The 23910-nt window shown below is 71.6% G+C and carries 21 protein-coding genes; 6 read left to right on the top strand and 15 right to left on the bottom strand.

Annotated elements, in window-relative coordinates:
* Positions 1-58: 58 nt before the first annotated feature.
* The gene (locus tag ACZ45Z_RS14535; RefSeq protein ID WP_468361556.1) at positions 59-802 is read left to right on the top strand and encodes an ABC transporter ATP-binding protein; all 744 of its coding nucleotides are present in this window, start codon (positions 59-61) and stop codon (positions 800-802) included.
* Positions 784-1947, top strand: a complete 1164-nt coding sequence (locus ACZ45Z_RS14530; RefSeq protein WP_468361554.1) for a hypothetical protein — start codon at positions 784-786, stop codon at positions 1945-1947. Before ACZ45Z_RS14535 ends, ACZ45Z_RS14530 begins: the two co-directional genes overlap by 19 nt.
* A gap of 804 nt (positions 1948-2751) precedes the next feature.
* Here the strand turns inward: ACZ45Z_RS14530 and ACZ45Z_RS14525 are convergent.
* On the bottom strand, positions 2752-3267 hold the full coding sequence (locus ACZ45Z_RS14525; RefSeq protein ID WP_468361552.1) for a RidA family protein: 516 nt from the start codon (positions 3265-3267) through the stop codon (positions 2752-2754).
* Positions 3268-3386: 119 nt separating this feature from the next.
* On the opposite strand from ACZ45Z_RS14525, the gene ACZ45Z_RS14520 reads away from it, so the two are divergent.
* The 3 genes from ACZ45Z_RS14520 to ACZ45Z_RS14510 all read left to right on the top strand — a co-directional run bounded on the left by ACZ45Z_RS14520 (position 3387) and on the right by ACZ45Z_RS14510 (position 6248).
* Entirely contained in the window at positions 3387-3794 is a 408-nt protein-coding gene (locus ACZ45Z_RS14520; protein ID WP_468361548.1) for a MarR family winged helix-turn-helix transcriptional regulator, read from the top strand.
* 10 nt (positions 3795-3804) lie between these two features.
* Positions 3805-4995, top strand: coding sequence for an LOG family protein (locus tag ACZ45Z_RS14515; protein ID WP_468361545.1), 1191 nt, complete (start codon positions 3805-3807; stop codon positions 4993-4995).
* Between the two features lie 227 nt (positions 4996-5222).
* Positions 5223-6248 (top strand): DMT family protein, encoded by a 1026-nt coding sequence (locus tag ACZ45Z_RS14510; protein ID WP_468361542.1) that lies wholly within the window; start codon positions 5223-5225, stop codon positions 6246-6248.
* A gap of 23 nt (positions 6249-6271) precedes the next feature.
* Here ACZ45Z_RS14510 and ACZ45Z_RS14505 read toward each other — a convergent pair whose 3' ends face one another.
* The 9 genes from ACZ45Z_RS14505 to rpsB form a co-directional block, all read right to left on the bottom strand.
* Positions 6272-7375: an ABC transporter ATP-binding protein gene (locus tag ACZ45Z_RS14505; RefSeq protein ID WP_468361539.1), complete on the bottom strand. Its 1104-nt coding sequence runs from the start codon at positions 7373-7375 to the stop codon at positions 6272-6274.
* The gene (locus ACZ45Z_RS14500; RefSeq protein WP_468361661.1) at positions 7376-9034 is read right to left on the bottom strand and encodes an ABC transporter permease; all 1659 of its coding nucleotides are present in this window, start codon (positions 9032-9034) and stop codon (positions 7376-7378) included.
* A gap of 53 nt (positions 9035-9087) precedes the next feature.
* The gene (locus tag ACZ45Z_RS14495) at positions 9088-10164 is read right to left on the bottom strand and encodes a thiamine ABC transporter substrate-binding protein (protein ID WP_468361536.1); all 1077 of its coding nucleotides are present in this window, start codon (positions 10162-10164) and stop codon (positions 9088-9090) included.
* Positions 10165-10431: 267 nt separating this feature from the next.
* Entirely contained in the window at positions 10432-11544 is a 1113-nt protein-coding gene (gene rlmN / locus ACZ45Z_RS14490; protein WP_468361533.1) for a dual-specificity RNA methyltransferase RlmN, read from the bottom strand.
* Positions 11545-11714: 170 nt separating this feature from the next.
* Positions 11715-12893, bottom strand: coding sequence for a phosphatidate cytidylyltransferase (locus ACZ45Z_RS14485; protein WP_468361530.1), 1179 nt, complete (start codon positions 12891-12893; stop codon positions 11715-11717).
* Positions 12893-13450 carry a ribosome recycling factor gene (gene frr / locus ACZ45Z_RS14480; protein ID WP_468361527.1) on the bottom strand — a complete coding sequence of 186 codons (558 nt, stop codon included), beginning with the start codon at positions 13448-13450 and terminating at the stop codon, positions 12893-12895. The genes ACZ45Z_RS14485 and frr overlap by 1 nt, the downstream gene beginning before the upstream one ends.
* A 175-nt stretch (positions 13451-13625) precedes the next feature.
* Positions 13626-14396 (bottom strand): UMP kinase, encoded by a 771-nt coding sequence (gene pyrH, locus ACZ45Z_RS14475; protein ID WP_468361524.1) that lies wholly within the window; start codon positions 14394-14396, stop codon positions 13626-13628.
* 162 nt (positions 14397-14558) lie between these two features.
* Positions 14559-15395, bottom strand: a complete 837-nt coding sequence (gene tsf / locus ACZ45Z_RS14470; RefSeq protein ID WP_468361521.1) for a translation elongation factor Ts — start codon at positions 15393-15395, stop codon at positions 14559-14561.
* A 107-nt stretch (positions 15396-15502) separates the two neighbouring features.
* Entirely contained in the window at positions 15503-16423 is a 921-nt protein-coding gene (gene rpsB, locus ACZ45Z_RS14465) for a 30S ribosomal protein S2 (protein WP_468361518.1), read from the bottom strand.
* A gap of 507 nt (positions 16424-16930) precedes the next feature.
* On the opposite strand from rpsB, the gene ACZ45Z_RS14460 reads away from it, so the two are divergent.
* Entirely contained in the window at positions 16931-17758 is an 828-nt protein-coding gene (locus ACZ45Z_RS14460) for a murein hydrolase activator EnvC family protein (RefSeq protein WP_468361658.1), read from the top strand.
* Positions 17759-17863: 105 nt separating this feature from the next.
* On the opposite strand, the gene ACZ45Z_RS14455 is transcribed toward ACZ45Z_RS14460, so the two are convergent.
* From ACZ45Z_RS14455 to ACZ45Z_RS14435, 5 genes are all read right to left on the bottom strand, one after another.
* On the bottom strand, positions 17864-18403 hold the full coding sequence (locus tag ACZ45Z_RS14455) for a TetR/AcrR family transcriptional regulator (protein WP_468361655.1): 540 nt from the start codon (positions 18401-18403) through the stop codon (positions 17864-17866).
* Positions 18404-18508: 105 nt separating this feature from the next.
* On the bottom strand, positions 18509-19342 hold the full coding sequence (whiG, locus tag ACZ45Z_RS14450; protein ID WP_468361515.1) for an RNA polymerase sigma factor WhiG: 834 nt from the start codon (positions 19340-19342) through the stop codon (positions 18509-18511).
* Between the two features lie 359 nt (positions 19343-19701).
* On the bottom strand, positions 19702-20964 hold the full coding sequence (dprA, locus tag ACZ45Z_RS14445; RefSeq protein ID WP_468361512.1) for a DNA-processing protein DprA: 1263 nt from the start codon (positions 20962-20964) through the stop codon (positions 19702-19704).
* Between the two features lie 295 nt (positions 20965-21259).
* Positions 21260-23068 carry a YifB family Mg chelatase-like AAA ATPase gene (locus ACZ45Z_RS14440; RefSeq protein WP_468361509.1) on the bottom strand — a complete coding sequence of 603 codons (1809 nt, stop codon included), beginning with the start codon at positions 23066-23068 and terminating at the stop codon, positions 21260-21262.
* Entirely contained in the window at positions 23068-23487 is a 420-nt protein-coding gene (locus tag ACZ45Z_RS14435; RefSeq protein WP_468361506.1) for a YraN family protein, read from the bottom strand. Before ACZ45Z_RS14435 ends, ACZ45Z_RS14440 begins: the two co-directional genes overlap by 1 nt.
* Positions 23488-23910 lie beyond the last annotated feature (423 nt).

Genomic DNA, 23910 nt, shown 5'->3' with positions numbered 1-23910 from the left:
CATGGTCGTTCACCCGGTCAGGGGAACGAGTCGACGCGATCGAGCAAGAGGTGCGCAGATGGTGGCCCCGCCTGACAACGACGTGCTCTGGGCCCGCGGCCTGCACCACACCTACGGCGGCACCATCGCCCTCGCCGGAGTCTCCCTCGGCGTCCGCGAAGGCGAAATCCTCGCCGTCACAGGCCCGCGCGGCAGCGGCAAGACCACTCTCCTCAAATGTCTCTCCGGCCAACTCGCCCCCGCCGAGGGCGAAGTGTGGTTCAACGAAAACCCCGTCAACACGCTGTCCTCCCTGAGCCGCGAACGGCTGCGTCGTGACCGGTTCGGCTGGATCGACACCGAACCGCATCTCGTACCCGAACTCACCGCGTGGGAGAACGCCGCCCTCCCGATGCTGCTGCGCGGCGCCGGCCGCCGCGCCGCCAAGCACGCCGCGATGGAGTGGCTGGACCGCCTCGACGTCGGCATGTGCGCCCGCCGCCGCCCCGCCCGGCTCGACCAGTCACAGCGCCAGCGCGTCGCCGTCGCCCGCGCCCTGACCACCACGCCCGACGTGCTGTTCGCCGACGAGCCGACCGCCACGCTCCACCACGCCGACGGCACCCAGGTGCTGCGCACCGTCACCGCGGCGGCCCGCTCGCACCAGATCACCGTGGTGCTCGCCATCCACGATTCCGATGGGGCCACGCTCGCCGACCGGACCATCGCCCTCCTCGACGGCCGCCGGACCGGCGACGCACCCGCCGCCACCCCGGACTCCGCCGACGCGGAAGGCAGGGCAGCGTGCTCGCTCTCCGTCTGACCCGCGGTTCCCGCCCCCTCGTCCAGCTCCGCCGGCTCTTCGTCGCCGCCGCCGCGTCCGGCACCGGCTTCCTCCTCCTGTCGACCCTCGGCTACGCCGCCGGCCACCCGTCCACGGCCCGCGATTCCCTGGTACGGCTGCTGTGGTGCGCGGCCCCCCTCGCGGCCACCACCCAGCTCGCGGTGTCGGTGGCCCGCACGGACCCCGCCGCCCGCCTCCAGCGGGGCATGGCCGCCGCCGGGCTGGGACCCGTCCGGCTCACCCTGATCGCCGCCGCCTCCACCACGCTCTCCTGCGTCGTCGGCGTCCTCCTCTCCCTGTTCGCGTTCTTCCGCCTGCGCGGTGAACTCGGCGGCCCCTCCCCCCTGGCCCTCGATGCCGACCTACTCGGCGCCGGCCACCCGGTGCCGCTCGCCGGCGCGCTGCTCCTCCTGTCCACCGTGCCGCTGACCGCCGCCACCGCGACCGCGATCTCCCTACGCCCCCGCTCCGAGGCCGCCACCCGGGAGGCCGACGCCCGCGCCGAGACGGCCATGCCCGCCGGACTGCCGTGGGGCCTGGCGATGACGGCGGCCGGACTGGCCATCCAGGCATACGCCAGCCGCGGCACCGGCACCCCCGGCAACCTGCTGCCCCTCCCCGGCCGGCTGATCGGCAGCCCCCCGGGCGTGCTCGCCGGCTGGGCCCTGACCACCATCGGCCTCGTCCTGGCCGGCCCCGGCCTGGTGCACCTGTGCGGCTGGCTCCTGTCCGCCGGCCGGCCCGGCGCGCTGCGGCTGCTGTCCGGCCGCGTACTCCAGGAGGAGGCCCACCGCATCGGCCGCCCCCTCGGCGTCCTGTGCGCCGTGGCGTCCGCCGCCTACGCCGCGATGAAGGTGTACGAAGCCTCTCCCTCCCGTCCCTTCGGGCCCCTCACCGCCATCGGCGCGGCCGTCGTCCTCGCCTGTGCCACCGCCAGCGCCCTCACCGCCGCCGTGGAATCCCGCTCCGCCCGCGCCCACACCAGGGCCGCCCTCCGCCGCCTCGGCGCCTCCCCCTTCCTCCTCCACCGCGCCACCCTCCTGCGCGCCACGACCCTCGTGGTCGTCCTGGCCCCCCTGACCTGGACCGTCGCTGAAATGGCGACACTTCCGCTCGTGCATTGAGCTGGGACTTGTGCGTTGAGCTGGGACCTGTTGGGTTGAGCTGGGCCTGTGGGGTTGAGCTGGGGCCTGTGGGTTGAGCTGAGACCTGTCGGTTGAGCTGAGACCTGTCGGTTGAGCTGGGACCTGTGCGTGCGAGTCGGGGGTGGGGCGCGCCCTGGCGGTGACCGCATCACGGCGACGCGGCATCGCGATACGCCCCCGCGATGCGTCATGACGCCATGCCGCGGAGAGTGAGTCAGTCGGGGTGAGCTTGGGCGGCCGTGAGGGTCGGGGCCGTCTGGGGTCGTGAGGGTTCGGCCCAGGTCGGGGCGGTGGGGCGCCGAGGCGTGGCGCAGGGGGGCTGCGGCGCCCCTCGGGCGCTCTGTGCGCTGAAGGTCCTCCCGGGGTGGCGTATGGGCTGCTGGCGGGGGACTGCGATCCCGTCCGGGTCGCGGGCACGGGCGGGGTGCTGGCGGTCCCGACCCCGGGGTGGGGTACAGGCTTGTGGACAGCGTCGAGCGGTCCCGTCCCAGGCGGTGGGTGCGGGCCTGTGGAGGTGGTCCGGCGCAGGCGTGCCGAGGGTGGGTCTGGGGCGGTGACGCGGTTCGCGCAGTCCTGGTGGCCGGCCGCGGCGAGGTGGCAGGGCTCGGGGCTCTCTGGCAGCGAGCCGTGGGGGGACAGCAGCGCTTCCTCGTGGGCGGGCGACTGCCACGCCCTTACGGATGTCGTGCCTGGTCGGTCTTCTGTCGCTGGATGTCGGAGCGCGGGCTGCGGGGAACGACAAGCGGCCCCGGCAACTGGGCCGCCGGCACCGGGAGTTGCCGCTCAGCGGGCGACGGCGGTGGCTTCCACCTCTATTCGCCACTCCGGCTGGGCCAGCGCCGAGACCTCCAGCAAGGTGTCGGCGGGATAGGGCTCGGACAGGAACTCCTCGCGCAACGCGATGACATGGTCGAGGTCGGCGGCCATGTCCGTGACGAAGATGCCGATCTTCACCACATCCGCGAGGGAGGCGCCCGCCGCGGCAAGGACCCTCTCGACGTTCGCGAACGCCTGGCGGCCCTGTGTCAGGAAGTCGTCAGAGACAGTCCGGCCCCGCTCATCGATTCCCGCCTGACCGGACACATGGATCAGACCGCCGGCCCTGATGGCCTGAGAGATCTTGTACGGCTCGTACCAATCCGGCGTGGTGGCGATCCGCTCGATCTCCCGCGCCCCCGGCGCCTCCCCGGCACCGGCACCGACACCGGCCGACTCAGGATCCGAGCCAAGATCCGGGCCGACACCCGAGCCGACACCCGACGCGAGATCCAGCGCGAGCTCCGACGCGACGTGCGACATAACAACCCCCCAGTTCCATGTACCTGCATTTCTTGCATGCACATACACAAGTTTCAGGTGCATGTACGCTGATGTCAAGAGCCCAGCGGCAGAAGCCCGAAGAAAGTGGACGGAAGACGATGGACGCGGAGCACTGGGACCGGTTCGGAGCACTGCACACGCGCGTTGAGCAGGAGCTCGCGAAGGCCCTGCAGCAGCACCACAGGATCGGACTCTCCGAGTACCGCGCACTGGCCCGGCTGGCCGAGGCGGACGACGGTGAACTGCGCATGCAGGAGCTCGCCGACCTCATCGGCCTCAACCAGAGCTCGGTGAGCCGACTGGCCTCGCGCCTGGAGACGTCCGGCCTTGCGCGCCGCGACCTGTGCCCCAAGGACCGCCGCGGCGTCTACAGCGTCATCACCGAAGAGGGCCGCGAGGTGCAGAGCAAGGCGCGCCCCACGTACGACCACGCCTTGCGCGCCGCACTCGACGCGGCTGCCGAAGACGGCCACCTCGCCCCCCTCGTGGAATCGCTGCGCCCCTAACATGACGGGGGTGCAGCCGAATTCAGAGCCTCCAGCGCCCCACACGCCCGCCGTATCGCCTGACCGCTCACGGGCCCGCGACAACGAGATCGAGTCCCTCGAAGAGTTCGACCGTGCCGTCAACTCCGGCAGCCTCGCCGGATTCCGCGTCCAGTCCCTCGACCTGACGGCCCGTACGTTCGCGCTGCTCAGCACGGACACCACCGAATGCGTCTTCCTCGGTTGCGTCATGGAGCCCGACGCCGCCGCCAAGGCGCGCGCCGGGGGCGCGCTGGTCTTCCCGCCCATACCGGGCCTGCCGTTCGACCCGTACCGCGGCAGCCTCTACAGACCGGACGAACTCTTCGACGGACTTGTCGACGCGGGCTACGAAGCCACCTCCGACGCCCGCGCCTACCACTGGTACCAGGAGACCCGCTCCGACGGCGACGTCTTCTCCTCGATGCTGCGCAGCATCCACGACGACGCGATCTCCGACGCCCTGCACGAGCACCTCGACGGCGCCCGCGTGGTGGGCATCATGGGCGGGCACGCGCTCGAACGCGGCTCCTCGGCGTACGCGGGCGCGGCCCGGCTCGGCCGCCACCTCACCCGCGCCGGCCTGACCGTGGCGACCGGCGGCGGCCCCGGCGCGATGGAGGCCGCCAACCTCGGGGCGTACGCCGCGCCCTTCGAGGACGCCATGCTCGACTCGGCGCTCGAACTCCTCGCCGCGGCGCCGTCCTTCGTGCCGTCGGTCACCACCTGGGCGCGGGCCGCCTTCGACGTGCGCCGGACCTGGCCGGGCGGCGGCGCCTCGGTGGGCATCCCCACCTGGTTCTACGGTCATGAGCCGCCGAACGCCTTCGCGTCGCACATCGCGAAGTACTTCGTGAACGCCGTACGCGAGGACGGCCTGCTGGCGCACTCCAACGCCGGCGTGGTGTTCCTGCCCGGCGCCGCCGGGACCGTACAGGAGATCTTCGACAACGCGACGCCGAACTACTACGGGTCGCGCGGCGAGCCGACGCCGATGGTGCTGGTCAACCGCTCCCACTGGACCGAGCGGCTGCCCGCCTGGCCCCTGCTCCAGTCGCTCGCGGCGGGCCGCCCCATGGCGTCCCGGATCGCTCTCGTCGACTCGGTGGACGAAGCGCCGGACGCGCTGGCCCGGCTGACGTCAGGAGTGTCCAAGGGGAGGGAAGTGGAGGCGCAGGCGTAGACGGAGACGTAGACGCGAAGTGCGCGTAGCCGCCGACGTACGCACGCATAGACAGACCCATGAACAGACCCACGCATAGACAGACATACGCGCACACAGACATCCGCGAGCCGATACCGTCCCGCGAGATCTCTTCGCCGGCCGAGGCAACTCCCGCCCCCGAATGCGCGTCTGCCAAGCAAAGGTAATGAACAGGTAATGCAGGCAGTGCGCGAACGGAGCTCTTGGTGATCATCGGCCTTCTGACGGCCGTGGCGGCGTCAGCCTGCTACGGCACGGGTTCGGTCCTACAGGCGGTGGGCTCCCGTAAGGCCGCCCGCCAGGAGGCGGCCGACGCGTCCGCCACCGGGGTCACCCAGCACGGCGGCCCCAGCCTGTCCTCCACCGCGAAAGCCGCCGTGACGTGGGAGTTCATGGTCGGCACGGTACTGGACTTCATAGGGTTCGGGCTCGGCGCGCTGGCCGCCCGGCTGCTGCCGCTGTTCCTGTCCCAGACCGTGATCAGCGCCAACCTGGTCATCACGGCCGTCCTGAGCATCAAGCTGCTCGGCATCCGGCTCAACCGGCCCGAGTGGGCGTCCATCGCCGTGGTCTGTTCGGCGCTCGTCCTCCTGGCCACGGCCGCGGGCCCCGAGGGCGGCGGCGATACGGCGATGGCCACCCACTGGTGGCTGCTGGCCGCCTCCCTCGTACTCATCGGCGGCGGCACCCTGGTCGTGCGCCTGATGGGCGGACGGGCCGCGATCCTCGCCGGCCTGCTCTCGGGCCTCGGCTTCGGCGCGCTGGGCGTCGGCGTCCGGGTGCTCAACGGCGTGGCCCCGTTCGACCTGCTCACCCTCCTCGCCGACCCCGCCCTCTACGCCATTCTCGTCGCGGGCATCGGCGGGATGTATCTGCACACCGTGGCCCTGCAGATCGGTTCGGTGAACGGCGCGACGGCGGCGCTGGTCGTCGGCGAGACGGTCGTCCCGGGCATCCTGGGCGTGCTGTGGCTGGGCGACGCCTCGCGCCCCGGCTTCGCCTGGGTCGCGATCCTCGGGTTCGTGCTGGCCGTGGCGGGGGCCGTCGCCGTCGCCTGGTTCGGTGAGCCGGAGGAGGAGCCGGGCGCGGCGCCGGAAGCCGGCACACCCCGGCCGTCGGCGACCGGGAACGACGCCAGGAGCGGCACCGGAAACGGCACCGGGCCCGACGCCCGCCCCGGTGATCGGCCCGCCCACTCCCTGACGACCGGCGGCTCCACCGGATCGTCGTAGCGACGCGGCCGCCCGGAGAGGTGTCAGGGGGCCGGGGGGCAGTGCACCTCTCCGCCCAGCACCACCACGTCCTCCGCCGCGAAGGCGATCCCCACCCGCTCGCCGTTCTCCGGCGCGTCCCGCAGCGCGCAGGCCGCCTCCAGCCGGGGCCCGCCGGTCGGCTGGAGCAGCAGCGCGACATGCGTACCGCGGAACGTCCGGGACACGACCGTGCACGGCAGCCCCTCAGCGGCGGACGTCAGGCGTACGCCCGCCGGACGGACGAGCAGACGGCACGTCCCGTCAGCGGTGTCCTGGGGAACGGGCACCTTGCCCCAGGGGGTGACGGCGGTGTCGCCCTGCACCGTCGCCTCGACGACATTGTCGAAGCCGAGGAAGCGGGCGACGAACTCGTCGGCGGGCCGCTGCCAGACCTCCAGCGGGGTGCCGGTCTGCGCGATACGTCCGTCCCGCATCACCACGACCCGGTCGGCGAGCGCGAACGCCTCACCCTGGTCGTGCGTGACGGCGAGCACGGTCGTCCCCAAGTCGTGGAAGAGCCGCCGCAGTTCGGCCACGAGCCGCTCGCGCAGGCTGCGGTCGAGCTGGCCGAGCGGCTCGTCCAGCATCAGCAGCCGGGGGCTGGGGGCCAGCGCGCGGGCCAGCGCGACCCGCTGCTGCTCGCCACCGGAGAGCGAGGCCACGGCGCGCCGCTGCGCGCCCGGCAGCCCGACGAGGTCGAGGAGTTCGGCGACCCGGCGCCGCTGTTCGGCGCGCGCGGTCCGCCGCATCCGCAGCCCGAAGGCGACGTTCCCCGCGACGTCCCGCTGCGGGAAGAGCTGGTGGTCCTGGAACATCAGGCCCAGCCCGCGCCGGTGCGGAGGAACTCCCGTCAGCTCCCGCCCCTCCAGCAACACCCGCCCCGCCTCGGCCTGTTGGAGCCCGGCCACGACCCGCAGCAGCGTGGACTTGCCGCTGCCGCTCGGCCCCAGCACACACACGATCTCGTGGGCGGCGACCTCCAGATCCACCGCGTCGAGCGCGGGCCGCTCCCCGCGCTTGCCGAAGTGGACGGTCACCCCCGACAGCCGCAGCATCTCGTGCGCGGCCGGGCCGGCCGGCGTGCCGGTGTCGGCGTGTGCCGTCATCTAGAACTCCCCGGAGTGGTCGGTGCGGATGCGCTCCAGGGCCAGCAGGGCGCCGGCGCACACCACCATCAAGATGGTCGACAGGGCCATCGCCTGGCCGTAGTTCAGCTCCCCGGCGCGCCCCAGCAGCCGGGCGACGGCCACCGGGAGCGTCGGCTGGTCCGGTCGCGCGATGAAGACCGTCGCACCGAATTCGCCGAGCGAGACGGCGAAGGCGAAGCCCGCCGCGATCAGCAGCGCGCGCCGGACCATCGGGAGGTCCACCTCGCGCCACACCCGCCACGGGGACGCGCCTAGGACCGCGGCCGCCTCACGCAGCCGGCCGTCCACGGCGCGCAGCACGGGCAACATCGTGCGCACGACGAACGGCACGCCCACCAGGGCCTGGGCGAGCGGGACCAGCCACCACGAGGAGCGCAGGTCCAGCGGTGGCGTGTCGAGGGTGATCAGAAAACCGAAGCCGACGGTCACCGCGGAGACCCCGAGCGGAAGCATCAGCAGCGCGTCGAAGCCGCGGACGAGCCGGCCCGCTCCGGAGCCCCGGCCGGTCGTCCCCGAGGTGCCGCTCCGGGACTGCGGCACGGTCAGCGCGGCGGCCGCCAGCCCGCCGATCACCAGCGCGATGACCGTGGCCACCGCCCCGTAGGCGAGGGAGTTCCCCAGCGCTTCGAGGGGCGCCACGGCGAAGGTGCTGTCGGCGCCCCCGGCCGAGCGCAGCGTGTCGTAGAAGACCAGGCCGTAGCCGCCGGGCCCGGCGAACGACCGCTCCACGAGGACCGCCAGGGGCGTGAGGAGCAGGACGGCGATGACGGCGAGCGTGCCCCACAGCAGGGCCCACTGGCCGCGGCCGGCGGGCCGGCGGGCGGTCTGCGCGGCGTCGACGAGCCGCAGGGCGGTTTCGCGCCGGCGCACGGTCCAGGCGTGCAGGGCCAGCAGCGCCAGCACCGCCGCGAACTGGATCATGGTCAGGACGGCGGCGGTCGGCAGGTCCAGCAGGTCGGCGGTCTGCCGGTAGATCTCCACCTCCAGCGTCGAGAAGGTGGGCCCACCCAGGATCTGCACCACTCCGAAGGAGGTGAACGTGAACAGGAACACCATCAGCGCGGCGGCCGCGACGGCCGGCCCCAGCGCGGGCAGCGTCACCCGCCGCCAGGCCGCGAACCGGCCCGCGCCCAGCACCCGCGCCGCCTCTTCCTGCCGCGGGTCGAGCTGCCCCCACAGCCCGCCGACGGTCCGTACGACCACGGCGTAGTTGAAGAAGACGTGCGCCAGCAAGATCGCCCAGACGGACGTGTCCAGCCGCAGTCCCCACAGCCCGTCCAGCAGCCCGCCCCGCCCGACCAGCGCCAGGAACGCCGAGCCGACGACCACCGTGGGCAGCACGAACGGCACCATCACCACCGCACGCAGCAGCCGCTTGCCGGGAAAGTCCAGGCGCGCGAAGACGTACGCGCCGGGCAACGCGATCAGCAGCGTCAGCGCCGTCGAGGCGGCCGCCTGCCAGAGCGTGAACCACAGGACATGCGCGACATCCGGGTCACCGAGGACCTCGGCGACCCGGCCGAACTGCCAGCGCCCGCCGTCCTTGACGCCCCGCCCCACGATCGAGACGACCGGATAGGCGAAGAACAGCGCGAAGAAGGCGAGCGGCAGGGCCATCAGGCCCAGCCGCACCACCGTCGCCCGCGAGGGCCTCCCGGCCCGGGCGGGGGTTACTTCAGAACGAGCGAGGACCACTGCTTGATCCACCGTTCGCGGTTCTCGGTGATCGCCTCGGGGGCCACCGTCAGCGGCTTGTCGATGGTCGCGCCGTACTTGGTGAACAGCGCCGGCACCTTGGCGTCCGCACGCGCGGGGTGGACGAACATCCGCAGCGGCACGTCCTCCTGGAACTTCCGGCTCAGCAGGAAGTCCAGCAGCGCCTTGCCGCCCTTCTCGTTCTTCGCGCCCTTGAGCAGGCCGCCGAACTCGATCTGGCGGAAGCAGGTGCCGGTCGCGACACCGGTCGGCGCCTGCTTCGGCGCCGGCTTCTTGCCGAGCACCTCGGCGGGCGGGCTGGAGGCGTAGGAGACCACCAGCGGCTTGTCGCCCTTGCCGCGGCCGGCCGCGGAGCCGGAGAACCGCTCGGAGTAGGCCTGCTCCCAGCCGTCGACGACCTCGACGCCGTTGTCCTTGAGCTTCTTCCAGTAGCCCTGCCAGCCCTTCTCGCCGTACTTGGCGACGGTGGCGAGCTGGAAGGCGAGCCCCGGCGAGGACGTCGCGGAGTTCTCCGTGACGAGCAGTCCCTTGTAGGCGGGCTTGGTCAGGTCGTCGAGCGTCTGCGGCGGGGCGATCTTGTGCTTGGTGAAGTACGCCCGGTCGTAGTTGACGCAGATGTCGCCGTAGTCGAGCGGCGTGACGCGGTTGCGCTTCTTGTCGAGCTGCAACCCGGCCGGGACGCTGTCGAGGCCCTTGGCCTTGTAGGGGCTGAAGATGCCCTCGTTCAGACCGCGCGAGAGCAGGGTGTTGTCGATACCGAAGAACACATCGCCCTGCGGATTGCCCTTGGAGAGGATCGCCTGGTTGACGGCCTTGCCGGCGTCGCCGCCCAGGACCTTCTTGACCTTGTAGCCGCTCTCCTTCTCGAAGGCGGCGAGCACCGACTTGGAGACGGCGAACGAGTCGTGGCTGACGAGTGTGACCGTCTTGGCGTCGGCGCTGTCGCCGCCGGAGCCGCCGCACGCGGCCAGCACGGTCATACCGACCGCGGCGGCGAGCGCGGTCGCGGTGATCTTGCGGGTGGTGCTCACTGATTTCCTCCTGGCTGGCCAGGAAGAGACGCGGCCCCGCCCGGGGACCACCGCCGCCGACGTCACGGGACGTACGGCGGACGGATCCGGGCGGGGCGCAACAGCATGAGTGACGACCGAACTTCCTACCCGGAATGACCCGGGCGAGGTTCAAGGGTCTGCGGGCGCCGTGTGACCTGTGTGGCTACGACGTGTCCGCACTCTCAGCGCTGTGGCGCTCCCCTGTCGGAATGTGCATTTGTTCGATCACACAGTACCAGCGAGCGGTCAGCGTTCCGAGGCGGCGAGCTGCCCGCACGCCCCGTCGATCTCCTGGCCACGGGTGTCGCGGACGGTCACCGGCACGCCGTGCGCCTCGATGGCCTTGACGAACGCCCGCTCGTCCTCGGGCCGCGAGGCGGTCCACTTCGAGCCCGGCGTCGGGTTCAGCGGAATGAGGTTCACGTGGACGCGCTTGCCCTTCAGCAGCCGTCCCAGCAGGTCACCGCGCCACGCCTGATCGTTGATGTCCCGGATCAGGGCGTACTCGATGGAGATCCGGCGCCCGGACCGCTCCGCGTACTCCCACGCGGCGTCCAGCACCTCGCGGACCTTCCAGCGGGTGTTGACGGGAACGAGCGTGTCGCGCAGCTCGTCATCGGGCGCGTGCAGCGACACCGCGAGCCGGCACTTGAAACCCTCGTCCGCGAACCGCAGCATCGCCGGCACCAGGCCGACGGTGGAGACGGTGATCCCGCGCTGCGACAGGCCCAGGCCGTCCGGCTCGGGGTCGGTCAGCCGCCGGATGGCGCCGACGACCCGCTTGTAGTTCGCCAGCGGCTCGCCCATGCCCATGAAGACGATGTTGGACAGCCGCGCCGGCCCGCCCGGAACCTCACCGTCGCGCAGCGCGCGCATGCCGTCGACGATCTGGTGCACGATCTCGGCGGTCGAGAGGTTGCGGTCCAGCCCCGCCTGGCCCGTGGCGCAGAACGGGCAGTTCATGCCGCAGCCGGCCTGCGAGGAGATGCACATGGTGACCCGGTCCGGGTAGCGCATCAGCACCGACTCCACGAGCGTGCCGTCGTGCAGCTTCCACAGCGTCTTGCGGGTGGTGTCGTCGTCACACGAGATGTGCCGCACCACGTTCATCAGATCCGGCAGCAGCTCCGCCGCCAGCTTCTCGCGCGCCGCCGCCGGGATGTCGGTCCACTGCGCCGGTTCGTGCGCGTAGCGGGCGAAGTAGTGCTGCGAGAGCTGCTTGGCACGAAACGGCTTCTCACCGATCGCGGCGACCGCTTCACGGCGCTCGGCAGGACTGAGATCGGCAAGGTGCCGCGGCGGCTTCTTGGCGCCGCGGGGGGCGACGAACGTCAGCACACCAGGCTCGGGCGGTGCCATGGGCGAAACTCCTCAGTGCGGGGGGGGGCCGAACGATCTCCGCTGTCGCGGAGCCAACGGCAAGACGATGCCGGGACCTGGAGACCTCACGGGGTCATCCCCGCAGCCGCGGGGCCGGAAAAGGGCCCGCTGCCACAGGCAACGGGCCCTTCCAGAGTACCTGGGCCGATTCAGCCCGCTCCCACGAAGATCACAAACAGCAACCACACCACCGGCGCCGTCGGCAGGAGGGAGTCCAGACGGTCCATGATCCCGCCGTGGCCCGGCAGGAGGGTGCCCATGTCCTTGATGCCCAGATCACGCTTGATCATGGATTCGCCGAGGTCACCGAGAGTGGCACTGGCCGCTACGGCGAAGCCCAGGAGCAGGCCCTGCCACCAGGCGCCGTCGGTGATCAGGAATTCCATGCACAGGGCGCCGGCGGCCATCGCGAAGAGCAGCGCGCCGGCGAGCCCCTCGCGGGTTTTGCCGGGGCTGATGCGCGGGGCGAGCTTGTTCCTGCCGAAGCGCCAGCCGACCGCGTAGGCCCCGGTGTCGCTGACGACGGTCAGCAGCAGGAACGTCAGCACCCGCTGTGGCCCGTCGTCCTCGGCCGCGAGCATCAGGGCCACGAACGTCGCCAGGAACGGTACGTAGAACGCCGCGAAGACGCCGGCGGTGACATCGCGCAGGTAGTTGTCGGGTGCCTCGGTCATCCGCCAGACGAGGACGGCGAGCGCGGTGAGCGCCATCGCCACCCAGGCACCCTCGGCGCCGCGTACGTACCCGGCGACGACCATGGCGGTGCCGCCGACCGCGAGGGGGACCAGCGGCACGCGGATGTCCTTGCGCTCCGCGAGCCGGGAGGTCAGCTCCCACAGCCCCACCACGACGGCGATCGCGATCACGCCGATGAAGAGGGGCTTGTAGACGAAGAGCGAGGCGAGGATGACCGCGCCGAGCCCGACGCCGACCCCTATGGCGGCGCGAAGATTGCGTCCCGCGCTCTTCTTCGGCTTGGGGTCCTGCGAGCTGTTGGGCCCGGGAGAACCGGGGAAAGCGGTGGGCATGGGCTCCTGCGGCTTGTCGTCGCGGAACAGGGGGCCGCTCAGTCGAGCAGCCCCCCGGTCGTCCCGGTGATCCCGGTGGCCCCGGTCATCCCGGATGTCCCGGGGGTCCCGGTCGTCGTCCTGGTGTCCGCCGGCGTCGGGCACGATGGGCATGGGCCGAGTCTGCGCCGCGTCGCCCGCGTCGTGGACGGGACCCGCCGGGGCGGGGGGCGCCACCCCGCGGAGTGCGGAGGCCGGTCCCTGATCGGTCGGCCGCCATTGACCGGCGCCGGGCGGGGCCCCCCAGGATGACTCGTTCATCAGACCTCGAGGAGCTCGGATTCCTTGTGCTTGAGCAGCTCGTCCACCTGCGTGACGTACTTCGCGGTGGTGTCGTCGAGCTCCTTCTCCGCGCGGCGCACCTCGTCCTCGCCGGACTCCTTGTCCTTGACGAGCTTGTCGAGGGTTTCCTTGGCCTTGCGGCGCACGCTGCGGATCGAGATCTTCGCGTCCTCGCCCTTGGTCTTGGCGACCTTGATGTACTCCTTGCGGCGCTCCTCGGTCAGCTCCGGGAACGTCACTCGGATGATATTGCCGTCGTTGCTCGGGTTGACGCCGAGGTCGGAGTCGCGGATCGCCTGCTCGATGTTGCGCAGCGCGCTCTTGTCGAACGGGGTCACCACGGCCATCCGCGGCTCGGGCACCGAGAACGACGCCAGTTGGTTGATCGGCGTCATGGCCCCGTAGTAGTCCGCCACGATCTTGTTGAACATCGCCGGGTGCGCACGCCCGGTGCGGATCGCGGCGAAGTCCTCCTTGGCGACCACGACGGCCTTCTCCATCTTCTCCTCGGCCTCGAGGAGGATCTCTTCGATCACCACTTGCTCCTGGTCTTTTCGGTAAGAAGCAGAGCCTCGCCCCTGCCGCGCGTCTTTACCTGCACGGTGTCCGACCGGCAGGCGGTTGTCCATCCCCGTGCCGGGGTCTTCCCCCGGCCGGGAGCTGCCGTCCGTACGGGCCGATGCCCGCACGGAACCACGGCAGTTGGGGCCGTCAGGCCCGGGTGCCCTGATCGCTGACGAGCGTGCCGATCTTCTCACCCTTCACCGCACGCGCGATGTTGCCCTCGGCGAGCAGTTCGAAGACGAGGATCGGGAGCTTGTTGTCGCGGCACAGGGTGATGGCGGTGGCATCGGCGATCTTCAGGTCGCGGGTGATGACTTCGCCGTATTCGAGGGCGTCGAACTTGACCGCGTCCGGGTTCTTCTTGGGGTCGGAGTCGTAGACCCCGTCCACACCGTTCTTGCCCATCAGCATGGCCTCGGCGTCGATCTCCAGGGCACGCTGGGCGGCGGTGGTGTCGGTGGAGAAGTACGGCATGCCCATGCCGGCGCCGAAGATGACGACCCGGCCCTTCTCCAGATGACGCACGGCGCGCAGCGGAATGTACGGCTCCGCGACCTGGCCCATGGTGATGGCGGTCTGCACGCGGGAGTCGATGCCCTCCTTCTCCAGGAAGTCCTGGAGGGCGAGGCAGTTCATGACCGTGCCGAGCATGCCCATGTAGTCCGAGCGCGCGCGGTCCATGCCGCGCTGCTGGAGTTCGGCGCCGCGGAAGAAGTTGCCGCCGCCGATCACGATGGCGATCTCGTAACCGTCGCGCACCACGGCGGCGATCTCGCGAGCGATGGCGTGCACGACATCGGGGTCGACGCCGAGTCCGCCGCCGCCGGCGAACGCCTCGCCCGACAGCTTCAGCAGGAAACGCTGCCTGTCGCCTTTACCGGAAATGTCTGTGTCCGCGCCGTCGGCACCGTGATTCATTGAGCTCTCCTCGTGCACATACGAAGAAGGCCATTGCCGTGGGTCCTGATCAGATCCCTGTGCGGCAATGGCCTCCTCGTCACATCTGCGGCCGGCCGGTGAGCGGCCGACTGCGTACGACCCTAGCGGGGTCGCAGGTCATTCGCTGCCTTCGCGGCAGGCTCAGGCGCCGACGCGGATGCGCGTGAAGCGCTTCAGCGTGACACCGGCCTCGTCCAGAACCTTCTGGACGGTCTTCTTGTTGTCCTTGGCGAACGGCTGCGCCAGCAGCGTGTTCTCCTTGAAGAAGCCGTTGACGCGACCCTCGACGATCTTCGGAAGGGCGGCCTCGGGCTTGCCCTCCTCCTTCGCGGTGGCCTCGGCGACGCGGCGCTCGTTCTCGACGACGTCGGCCGGAACGTCCTCACGGGAGAGGTACTTCGGCGAGAACGCGGCGATGTGCTGCGCGACGTCCTTGGCGACGTCGGCGTTCTCCTTGTCCAGCTCGACCAGGACGCCGACCTGCGGCGGGAGGTCGGGCATGGTGCGGTGCATGTACGCCGCCACGAAACCGTCGGTGAACTGCGCGAAGCGGTCCAGGACGATCTTCTCGCCGAGGGTGGCGTTGGCCTCGTCCACGTACGCCTGGACGGTCTTGCCGGCCTCGATCTCGGAGGCGAGCAGGGCCTCCAGGTCGGCGGGCTTGGTCTTGGCGACGTGCGCGGCCAGCGCGTTGGCGACGGCCTGGAACTTGTCGCCCTTGGCGACGAAGTCCGTCTCGCACTTCAGCTCGAGCAGGACGCCCGCGGACTTGTCGTCGGCGATGAGGGAGACGACCGCACCGTTCTCGGCCGAACGGCTCTCGCGCTTGGCGACGCCCTTCTGACCCTTGACGCGCAGGATCTCCACGGCCTTGTCGACGTTGCCGTCGGCCTCGTCCAGGGCCTTCTTGCAGTCCATCATGCCGGCGCCGGTGAGCTCGCGGAGCTTCTTGACGTCAGCGGCGGTGTAGTTCGCCATGGTCTGTGAATCTCTTCTCGAAATCTCGAAAGTCGACAGATCTACGGGTGAACGGCGGGGGCGGCGCTTGTGGCGCCCGCCCCCGCCGTCAACAACCGGTCGTTAGGTCAGGCCTGCTCGGCGTCCGCGGCCGGCTTCTCGGCCTCGGCGGCCGGGGCGGCCTCGACGACGGGGGCGGCCTCGGCGGCGGGGGCCTCAGCGGCGGCGTCCTTAGCGGGCTTCTCGGCCGCGTCCTCGGAGTCGGCCTTCTTCTCGCCCTCGAGCAGGTCGCGCTCCCACTCGGCCAGCGGCTCGGCGGCAGCCTTGTCGCCGGGCTTCTGGTCGCCGGTGGCGGCACCGGAACGGGCGATGAGGCCCTCGGCGACGGCGTCGGCGATCACGCGGGTGAGCAGGGTGACGGAGCGGATCGCGTCGTCGTTGCCCGGGATCTTGTAGTCGACCTCGTCGGGGTCGCAGTTCGTGTCGAGGATCGCGACGACCGGGATGTTGAGCTTGCGCGCCTCACCGACGGCGATGTGCTCCTTCTTGGTGTCCACGATCCAGACGGCGCTGGGCACCTTCTGCATCTCGCGGATACCGCCGAGGGTCTTCTCCAGCTTGGCCTTCTCGCGGGAGAGGACGAGGAGCTCCTTCTTGGTGAGGCCGGAGGCGGCCACATCCTCGAAGTCGATCTGCTCGAGCTCCTTCAGGCGCTGCAGGCGCTTGTAGACGGTCGAGAAGTTGGTCAGCATGCCGCCGAGCCAGCGCTGGTTCACGTAGGGCATGCCCACGCGGGTCGCCTGCTCGGCAATGGCCTCCTGGGCCTGCTTCTTCGTGCCGACGAACATGACCGAGCCGCCGTGGGCGACGGTCTCCTTGACGAACTCGTAGGCGCGGTCGATGTACGACAGCGACTGGAGCAGGTCGATGATGTAGATGCCGTTGCGCTCGGTGAAGATGAAACGCTTCATCTTCGGGTTCCAGCGCCGGGTCTGGTGCCCGAAGTGGACGCCGCTCTCCAGCAGCTCCCGCATCGTGACGACGGCCATGGCCGTACTCCTTGTGTTTCTCGGTTCCACCCCGGCCGGTCGGCCGCGGTGCCTGACGCCCCGACGCGCCTGCCGAGGAAGGAACCTTGCGGAACCTTCCGAGGACCGAGGAGCGCGGCTACCGTGCTGCCCGAAAGGGACTGGTGCACTGATGGCGGGGCGTGCGAAGTCGACCCGGTGACCCGGATCGCCAAATGAAGTGTACGGGACGGCCGATGCCCTGGGCGACACGCACCTTTTCGCGCCCCGGACGAGTGACGCCGTTATCCACAGCCCGCCGGTTGCCCACAGCTCCGGACCAAGATCCCCACGCCGCGACGGAATACGCCACGGTCGTGACGTGCACGGACGACGCGCACGGAAGCGGAAGGCACGTGCACGCGTGTGGGCGGGTGTGTGCGTGTGCGGGAGAAGCGGAAATGGTGTCGGGGGCGGGGGTGCCGGGTGAGTGGGTGCGGGACGCGGGGGCGGGGACGCGGGCGGGTGGTCGCGTTGGTGGCCGGGTTGATGTTGACGTTGATGTTGATGGGGCCGCTGACGACGGCTCGGGCGCGGGACGCCGAGTCGCCAGCCGGTAGGCCGACGCCGCCGACGCCGCCGGGGCAGGCGGAGCGGGCCTGGCCGGTGGACGGCCCGGCGGGATTACGTCCGGCGGTATTACGCGGCTGGGAGCCGCCTCCTTCGCCATGGGCGGCAGGACATCGCGGCGTGGACCTGGCCGCTTCCGCCGGCGCTACGGTACGGGCGGCCGCACCCGGCCGGGTGACCTTCGCCGGGACCGTCGCCGGCCGGGGCGTGATCACCATCGAACTGGCGAGGTCGGGGCATCCACCGCTGCGCACCACCTACGAACCCGTGCGCCCCACGGCCCGCAAGGGCGACCGCGTCGCGGCGGGCCGGCCGGTGGCTGTGCTCCAGCGCGGCCCGTTCCACTGCCGCGCACCATGCCTCCACTGGGGACTGCGGCGCGGGAAGACGTATGTGGACCCGCTCACGCTCCTCCCCCCGTCCTTACTGGGCGGTGGTCCCTCACGCCTCCTTCCGGTCATCGGCATCCCGGTCCCTTCCGGCGGCCGGGGACCCGGCAGTGGTCAGGACCCGGCGAGTGGTTCGGACTCCTCCGGGACGCCAAGGTCACTCGTGAGGGTGGACGGACAACGCACGGGGACGACAGCCCACGAGACAGCCATCGCGCCGACGGGGGCCGCGATAGCCGCCGCGGTCGCGCTCGCCGCCGCCGCGCTGTGGGCGGTGGGCCGCCTTTCCCCGTCCCGTTCGGCGACGGGAGGTGAAAGGCACCGCCGGCGGCGGTCGCCTGTGCGGGGAGGAGGCTGAGGCAGGGGCGCGGCAAGGGGGCGGGCGCGGCAGGGGCGCGGGACGGGGAAGCAGGGGGGCGGAGGGGGCGGGGAGGGGGCGGGGGGCCGGGGGGGAGCCCCCAGGTCAGCCGCTGACGCCGCGGAGGGCCATGCCCACCGCCGCCTCCGTGATCTGGTCCGGGTCCTCGGCAGCACCGATCTCGATACGGCGCACCGCCGCGTCCACAACACCCTGGAGCAGCATCGCCGCGAGCCTGGGTTGTTCGTGGCCCAGGGCCGCGAGGGCCTCGACGATCATGGCGATGAGCCCGCCGTGCGCCGCGCGGATCTTTTCGCGCGCGCCCGCGTCCAGCTCCCCGGCCGAGATGGCGACGACGGCGCGGTGGCGCCGGTCTCCGACCAGGGCCAGTTGCCGGCGCACGTACGCCTCGATCTTCTCCTCGGGCGTGTCCACGCACCGCATCGCCGTCTCGACCTCGGCGGCCCATACGGGGAAGTCGACGGCGCACAGCTCTTCGACGACGGCCGCGCGGGAGCGGAAGTATTCGTAGACGGAGGAGCGCGCGAGTCCCGTGCGCTCGGCGAGGGCGGGGAAGGTCAGCGCTTCCGTTCCGCCTTCGGACAGCAGGGAGCGGGCGGCGTCCAGGAGGGCGCCGCGCTGCATCGTCCGGTGCTCGGCCACAGAGGCCGCTCGAATCCTTGGCACGGCACCACTCTACGGATGGCGCGCCCGTCGCGGCACTCCGCGTCTCGACCGGTGGAGAGTCGGTCAGCGCCCCACGTCGGCGAGTTTGGCTCTGAGCTGCAGGACGGACTTGGTGTGGATCTGGCTCACCCGGCTCTCCGTGACGCCGAGGACGTTGCCGATCTCGGCGAGCGTGAGGCCCTCGTAGTAGTAGAGGGTGACGACGGTCTTCTCACGGTCGGGGAGCGTGTTGATGGCGCGCGCGAGCAGGCGCCGCAGTTCGCGGTCCTCGGCGATCTCGACGGGGTTGTCGGCGGCCGTGTCCTCAAGGGTGTCCATCAGGCTCAGGCGTTCGCCCTCGCCGCCGGCGTGCAGGAGTTCCTCCAGCGCGACGACGTTCGCCAGGGAGAGCTGGCTGAACACACCGTGGAGTTCCTCCAGCGCGATGCCCATCTCGTTGGCGACCTCGGCCTCGGTCGGGGTGCGGCGCAGTTGCGCTTCGAGGGTCGCGTAGGCGCGTTCGACGGCGCGCGCTTTCTGCCGTACGGAGCGCGGGATCCAGTCCAGTGCGCGCAGCTCGTCGATCATGGCGCCGCGGATGCGGGTGATCGCGTACGTCTCGAACTTGATGGAGCGTTCGGGTTCGAACTTCTCGATGGCGTCGATCAGGCCGAAGACGCCGGAGGAGACGAAGTCGGCCTGCTCGACGTTGGGTGGCAGGCCGACGCTGACCCGGCCGGCGACGTATTTGACGAGCGGCGAGTAGTGCAGGATCAACTGTTCCCGCAGCCGCCCGTCACCCGACGCCTTGTAGGAGCGCCACAGCTCTTCGAGTGAGGAGGGCGCGGCGGGGCGCACGCTGCCGCGCGCGGCGGGTGGTACTGCCGCACGGTCAGACCCGGAAGTGTGCTGGGGCATTCGTCGCCTTGAGCCGTTCTGCCGAAACACTGGTGGGATGGGTGAAAAGCGGATTGGTCGTGAGCGTAGCGTGACTGCGACGTTGCGGTGCGCGAGGAACCGGCGTTACGGCGTGCGCAGATACGTTCCGCTGCCCGCACCTCAGGGTTACTCGTACGGCGTGGCGACAACCGGACGTCGAGCCGGACACGCGTTCCCGGCGGAAGGGGCGGGCCGACGCGGTGACGCGGCGGGCGGGGCTTCGTTACGCCCGTGGTGCCGCGTCGGCTATGCACCAGCGGGTCGGCGCCGCATGCCGAAGCAAGGCAAACCTGGATTCTGCGGTCATTCCCCTCACCCTTTCACCCGTTCGCCCCAGGTCAAGTACCGCCTCGCCGGGAAGCATCGGTGGCCTCGGCGCGTCGCGCCAACTCCCAGCCGGCCCCGCACCTTTGAACGAATCCGAGGGATTGCAGCTCGAAGAGCTTGCCTTGCGTGACCTGGCGGGGGGTGCCGGATTCCCTCGCCAGGTGGGCGGCGTCCGCGCCGCCGCGTGCCGGCAGCGCCTCCAGTACGCGCGCCGCTACGGGGTCCAGCAGGTCGCGGGCGACGGTCGGCCCGGATCGCTCGGGCGCGAGGTCGCCGATGCTGCCGACGAGCTCGATGACCTCGTCCGCGTCGGTGACCACCGCCGCCTCGTCGCGGAGGAGTTGATGGACACCGGCGGACAGTCCGCTGGTGACGGGTCCTGGCATGCCCATGGTGTAGCGGCCGAGGGCGAGGGCTCGCCGGGCGGTGACGAGCGAGCCGCTGCGGAGTTCGGCCTCCACGACGACGGTTCCCCGCGCGAGGGCGGCGATGACGCGGTTGCGTTGGACGAACCGGCTACGGGTGGGGTGGTCGCCCGGCGGTAACTCGGCGACCACGAGGCCCTGTTCGGCGATGCGACCGATCAGCTCGGTGTGACCGCGGGGATAGGCGTAGTCGACGCCGGAGGCCAGTACGGCGATGGTGGCGCCGTCCGCGGCCAGGGCTCCGCGATGGGCCGCGCCGTCGACGCCGTACGCGGCTCCGGAGGTGACCGTCCAGCCGCGGTCGGCGAGGCCGGCGCCGAGGGCGGCGGCGAGGTGGGCGCCGTATTCGGTGCAGGCCCGCGCGCCGACGACGGCGACCGAGCGCAGGGCCCAGAGGCGGAGGTTTCCGATGCCCCGGACCCACAGGCCGATGGGACGGCCGTCACCGAGGTCGTCGAGCTGGCCGGGCCATTCTTCGTCTCCCGGGCAGATGAACCGGCCGCCGAGCGCGGTGACGGCGGCGAGGTCCGCCGCGGGGTTCGCCCGTTCGGCGCGCAGCCGGAGTCCGGCGATCTTGTCGCGGCCGGCTCCCCGGGGCGGTTCCGCGTCGTCGTCGGCCAGGGCGTGCCACAGGGCGAGGGGGCCCATCTCGCGCAGCCAGCGACCGGCGGTTTCGTCACCGGGTTCGAGGATGCGGGTGAGCGCCGCACGCGCGGCGCGCTCCGGCTCGATGCCCTCGCGGTGTGGGGCCCCTTCGTCGTCCGCCGCCGGGCTCGTGGCGCTCCGGTCGGTGGCACCGCCGGCTGCCGCCTCGCCCTTGGCGAAGCCCCATGCGTCCGTTCCGTTCATTGTTCGTCCCCCAGTTATCGGTCGGTTGCTCTTGTCCGGGTGGTGGGCCGGGGCCGTAGGGCTGCGGCTCGGGGTTCCTTGTGCGGGTGGGGGGCAGATGGCGGGGGAGGTTGCGGTGGGGGGCGGATGGTGCGGCGGGCGGTGGGCAGGGCGCGTCGTACGTGCCTCGGCCTCGACGTTCGTTCGGGGCCCTCCCCCTCCCCTCCCCCACCCCCGCCGCGCCCGCCTCCGCCCCGAGCCCCCACCGCCGCCACCGCCGCCAGCGCCGCCACCGCCGCCAGCGCCGCCAGCGCCGCTACGGTCTGCGGGCACCCATCGGTGGCGTCACCGTCTCCGGTGGCGTGGTTTTCGGCGGTGGGGTCGTCGCCGGCGGTGGCGTCCTCGATTCCGGTGGCGGCAACGTTGCTGAGGGCGTCATCGGCCTCGGCATGGCCGTCGCTGCCGTCGTGGGCTTCCTGGCATCCCGTTCCCTCGCTGGCGGGCGCTTTGGTCCTGGCCCTGACGGCCGCGTCGCCGTCGTTCCTCGGCGGACGCCGGTGCGTAGTTCCAGGGCCCAGTTGACGTCGTCTCGTGTGGGGCGGTCTCGGCCGGCCAGGTCGGCGGAGGTCCAGGCGACGCGTAGGACGCGGTCGAGGCCGCGGGCCGTCAGCAGACCGCACTCCAGGTCGCGTTCGGCTTGGGCCAGTGCGCCGGGCTGGACCTGCCAGCGGGTTCTCAGTTCGTGGCCGGGCACCTCGCTGTTGGTGCGCCATGGCGTGCCGGCGTAGCGCGCCACGGCGCGGTCGCGGGCGGCCCGTACCCGTTCGGCCACGGCCGCGGTGGGTTCGGCGCCGCTGCCCAGGGCGGCGAGTTCGGAGCGGGCTACCGGCTCGACAGCGATGCGCAGGTCCACGCGGTCCATGAGGGGGCCGGACAGGCGGGCCCGGTAGCGGCGGATCGAGGAGGGGCGGCATTCGCAGCCGCCGCCGATCGTGCCGTGGCGTCCGCAGGGGCAGGGGTTGGCCGCGAGGGCGAGGAGGAAGCGTGCGGGCATGCGCATCATGCCGGCGGCGCGGGCGACGACGACGTGGCCGGATTCGAGGGGCTGACGCAGCGCGTCCAGGACGCGTGCGCTGCATTCGGCGGCCTCGTCCACGAACAGCACGCCGTTGTGGGCGAGGGACACGGCCCCGGGGCGGGGTAACCCGCTGCCGCCGCCCACGAGGGAGGCCATGGTGGCGGAGTGGTGCGGGGCGCAGTAGGGCGGGCGGTCGACGAGTGGCTGGCCCGGTGGGAGGGTGCCCGCGACCGAGTGGACGGCGGTGACCTCCAGCGATTCCTTGGGTGAGAGGGGCGGGAGGAGGCCGGGGAGCCGTTCGGCGAGCATGGTTTTCCCGGCGCCGGGCGGGCCTTTGAAGAAGATGTGGTGGCGTCCGGCGGCGGCCACCTCCAGGGCGCGTCGGGCGTTGTGCTGGCCGGCGACATCCGACAGGTCGAGGGGGCGGTCGCCGGACGGCAGGCCCGTACCGATGCCTGTGCCGGGGACGACGAGGCCGGCGAGCAGGGGGTCGGGGCGGCCTCCTTCGAGGGTGTCCTCCTCTTCGGGCACGGGTTCGTCGGTGAGGACGGCGATGAGCTGGCGCAGGCTGCGGACGCCGAGGACGGAGATGCCGGGGACGAGTGAGGCTTCGGCGACGGTGCGTTCCGGGACGACGACCTGGCGGTAGCCGGCGTCGGCTGCGGCCAGGACCGCGGGCAGGACACCACGTACGGGGCGGACGCGGCCGTCGAGCCCGAGTTCGCCGATCATCATGAGGTCGGTGAGTTCGCGGGGGTCGAGGCGTTCGGCGGCGCCGAGGACGGCGCAGGCCACGGCCAGGTCGAAGCCGCTGCCGCCTTTGGGGACGGAGGCTGGGCTGAGGCCGACGGTGAGCTTTTTCTGTGGCCATTCGGCGCCGGAGTTCACCACGGCGGCGCGCACCCGGTCCTTGGATTCGAGCAGGCTCTTGTCGGGCAGTCCGACGAGGGTGAAGGCGGCGACGCCCGGTTCGAGGTCGGCCTGGACTTCTACGACGACGCCTTCTACGCCGACGAGGGCGACGGAGCAGGTTCGGGCGAATCCCATTACGCCACCCCGCGTACGTGTTCGACGACGGGGGCGCCGCGGGCCGGTAGCAGGACGCCGATGACGTCGATGCGTACGCCGCCGGGCGGGGGGCCTCCGTGGCGCTCAAGCCAGCGTTCGGCGAGGAGTCGCAGCCGCTGGGTTTTTTCGGCGCGGACGGCGGCCATGGGGTGCTCGTACCAGCCCGCGCGGCGGGTTTTCACCTCGCAGATGACCAGGGCGTCGTGGTCGGTGGCGATGATGTCGATCTCGCCGTCGCGGCATCGCCAGTTGCGGTCGAGGATCCGCATTCCGGCCTCGATGAGGCGCCGGGCGGCCAGGTCCTCGCCGTAGCGTCCGAGGGCGCGCCGGGAGTCCGGCGGCTTGGGGACCTTGGCAGCTTTGGTGGCCTTGGTGGCCTTGGCAGGCTCGGTGGCCATGGCGGGTGCTGTGGTCTTGGCGGCTGTCCGGGTTCGGCGCTTCGGCGAGCTCTTGCCCGTGGTGCGTTCCGCGCCGTCCGTGCCCGGGGGCGCACCCCCGCCCGGCGCTCGGCGCTCGGCGCCGGGGCCAGAGCGCCGGCCCGGCTCCGCGGCCCGCTCCGTCGTGGTCGGGCCTGTGCCCGTGGTGGACGCTGTTCCCGTGGTCGGCGCTGTGCCCGGCGTTCGTGCTGGGCGTGTGGTCCGTGCGAGGGCCGTAGTTCGTGTGAGGGCCGTGGTTCCTGTGGGGTCCATGGCCTGTCGGCCGGTTTGCATTGCGTTCATGCGGCACCACCTCCGGCACCGACAGTGACGCTTCCGCGCGAACCTATTGGATCTTGGTGGATAACCGATCAGTTGTGGATAACCACGTCACCCGCGGCGATC

The organism is Streptomyces sp. NPDC031210 (assembly GCF_055570395.1).
The sequence above is the reverse complement of the archived record's forward strand: the minus strand, read 5'-3'. Positions and strand labels throughout refer to the sequence as shown.